Genomic DNA, 2,500 nt, shown 5'->3' on the forward strand with positions numbered 1-2,500 from the left:
CCCGAAGGGGACGTCCTATCTCTAGGATTGTCAGAGGATGTCAAGACCTGGTAAGGTTCTTCGCGTTGCTTCGAATTAAACCACATGCTCCACCGCTTGTGCGGGCCCCCGTCAATTCCTTTGAGTTTCAGTCTTGCGACCGTACTCCCCAGGCGGAGTGCTTAATGCGTTAGCTGCAGCACTAAGGGGCGGAAACCCCCTAACACTTAGCACTCATCGTTTACGGCGTGGACTACCAGGGTATCTAATCCTGTTCGCTCCCCACGCTTTCGCTCCTCAGCGTCAGTTACAGACCAGAGAGTCGCCTTCGCCACTGGTGTTCCTCCACATCTCTACGCATTTCACCGCTACACGTGGAATTCCACTCTCCTCTTCTGCACTCAAGTTCCCCAGTTTCCAATGACCCTCCCCGGTTGAGCCGGGGGCTTTCACATCAGACTTAAGGAACCGCCTGCGAGCCCTTTACGCCCAATAATTCCGGACAACGCTTGCCACCTACGTATTACCGCGGCTGCTGGCACGTAGTTAGCCGTGGCTTTCTGGTTAGGTACCGTCAAGGTACCGCCCTATTTGAACGGTACTTGTTCTTCCCTAACAACAGAGCTTTACGATCCGAAAACCTTCATCACTCACGCGGCGTTGCTCCGTCAGACTTTCGTCCATTGCGGAAGATTCCCTACTGCTGCCTCCCGTAGGAGTCTGGGCCGTGTCTCAGTCCCAGTGTGGCCGATCACCCTCTCAGGTCGGCTACGCATCGTTGCCTTGGTGAGCCATTACCTCACCAACTAGCTAATGCGCCGCGGGTCCATCTGTAAGTGGTAGCCGAAGCCACCTTTTATGTTTGAACCATGCGGTTCAAACAAGCATCCGGTATTAGCCCCGGTTTCCCGGAGTTATCCCAGTCTTACAGGCAGGTTACCCACGTGTTACTCACCCGTCCGCCGCTAACATCAGGGAGCAAGCTCCCATCTGTCCGCTCGACTTGCATGTATTAGGCACGCCGCCAGCGTTCGTCCTGAGCCAGGATCAAACTCTCCGATAAAGTAGTTTGACTGACTACGCACATCACTGTGCGATTTTATAATAAAACTTGAATTAACAGGTACGTTTTGTCTTGTTTAGTTTTCAAAGATCATTTTGTTATCGCTTTGTTAAAGCAACTTTATTAGTATACAATGTCGCTTTTTCAAAGTCAACAACATTTTTTAAATCTTTTTTGGTGGAGCCTAGCGGGATCGAACCGCTGACCTCCTGCGTGCAAAGCAGGCGCTCTCCCAGCTGAGCTAAGGCCCCGTAAAAATGGTCGGGAAGACAGGATTCGAACCTGCGACCCCATGGTCCCAAACCATGTGCTCTACCAAGCTGAGCTACTTCCCGATTTCCCATATTGATAAAATATATGGCGCGCCCGAGAGGAGTCGAACCCCTAACCTTTTGATCCGTAGTCAAACGCTCTATCCAATTGAGCTACGGGCGCAAATTATAATGCCGAGGGCCGGACTTGAACCGGCACGGTAGTCACCTACCGCAGGATTTTAAGTCCTGTGTGTCTGCCAATTCCACCACCCCGGCGTGGATGGTATAGTTGGAGCGGAAGACGGGATTCGAACCCGCGACCCCCACCTTGGCAAGGTGGTGTTCTACCACTGAACTACTTCCGCAGACAGGATGTCCAGTTTTTATAAATGTCATCCTATATAATGCGGGTGAAGGGACTTGAACCCCCACGTCATAAAGACACTAGATCCTAAGTCTAGCGCGTCTGCCAATTCCGCCACACCCGCTTGAAAATGGTGAGCCATGAAGGACTCGAACCTTCGACCCTCTGATTAAAAGTCAGATGCTCTACCAACTGAGCTAATGGCTCTTCTTACAAGAGACTTGAATATTATATCATATAAAAGTGGTGCCGGCAAGAGGACTTGAACCCCCAACCTACTGATTACAAGTCAGTTGCTCTACCAATTGAGCTACACCGGCAAATGGTGGAGGATGACGGGCTCGAACCGCCGACCCTCTGCTTGTAAGGCAGATGCTCTCCCAGCTGAGCTAATCCTCCCTAATTGCACTAACGTGCAATTGCTTGGCGGCGTCCTACTCTCACAGGGGGAAACCCCCGACTACCATCGGCGCTGAAGAGCTTAACTTCCGTGTTCGGCATGGGAACGGGTGTGACCTCTTCGCTATCGCCACCAAACAATTGAGAGTGTTCTCTCAAAACTAGATAACAGGTGTGACATCATTAGAAATTAGGTTAAGTCCTCGATCGATTAGTATCTGTCAGCTCCATGTGTCGCCACACTTCCACCTCAGACCTATCAACCTGATCATCTTTCAGGGATCTTACTTCCTTGCGGAATGGGAAATCTCATCTTGAGGGGGGCTTCATGCTTAGATGCTTTCAGCACTTATCCCGTCCGCACATAGCTACCCAGCGATGCCCTTGGCAGAACAACTGGTACACCAGCGGTGCGTCCATCCCGGTCCTCTCGTACTAAGG

The 2,500-nt window shown here is 51.4% G+C and carries 9 tRNA genes and 3 rRNA genes (2 of these 12 cut by a window edge); all 12 read right to left on the reverse strand.

The features are described from left to right. Positions 1-1,042, reverse strand: a 16S ribosomal RNA gene (locus H7F27_RS20385); it reaches 508 nt to the left of the window's first position. Between the two features lie 175 nt (positions 1,043-1,217). Beyond that, a tRNA-Ala gene (locus H7F27_RS20390) sits at positions 1,218-1,293 on the reverse strand. Positions 1,294-1,300: 7 nt separating this feature from the next. Then, positions 1,301-1,377, reverse strand: a tRNA-Pro gene (locus H7F27_RS20395). A 23-nt stretch (positions 1,378-1,400) separates the two neighbouring features. Beyond that, a tRNA-Arg gene (locus H7F27_RS20400) sits at positions 1,401-1,477 on the reverse strand. 9 nt (positions 1,478-1,486) lie between these two features. After that, positions 1,487-1,572: transfer RNA gene (locus tag H7F27_RS20405), tRNA-Leu, on the reverse strand. Positions 1,573-1,586: 14 nt separating this feature from the next. After that, positions 1,587-1,661, reverse strand: a tRNA-Gly gene (locus tag H7F27_RS20410). A gap of 40 nt (positions 1,662-1,701) precedes the next feature. After that, positions 1,702-1,784 (reverse strand) — tRNA-Leu (locus H7F27_RS20415). A gap of 7 nt (positions 1,785-1,791) precedes the next feature. Further along, positions 1,792-1,867 (reverse strand) — tRNA-Lys (locus H7F27_RS20420). A 37-nt stretch (positions 1,868-1,904) separates the two neighbouring features. Next, positions 1,905-1,980, reverse strand: a tRNA-Thr gene (locus H7F27_RS20425). A 3-nt stretch (positions 1,981-1,983) separates the two neighbouring features. Then, positions 1,984-2,059 (reverse strand) — tRNA-Val (locus H7F27_RS20430). 22 nt (positions 2,060-2,081) lie between these two features. Next, positions 2,082-2,197: ribosomal RNA gene (gene rrf / locus H7F27_RS20435) — 5S ribosomal RNA — on the reverse strand. A 53-nt stretch (positions 2,198-2,250) separates the two neighbouring features. Beyond that, positions 2,251-2,500 (reverse strand): 23S ribosomal RNA (locus tag H7F27_RS20440) (it continues 2,678 nt past the right edge of the window).

Origin of the sequence: Bacillus sp. PAMC26543 (assembly GCF_014250375.1) — a bacterium.
Classification (GTDB): domain Bacteria; phylum Bacillota; class Bacilli; order Bacillales; family Bacillaceae; genus Bacillus; species Bacillus halotolerans.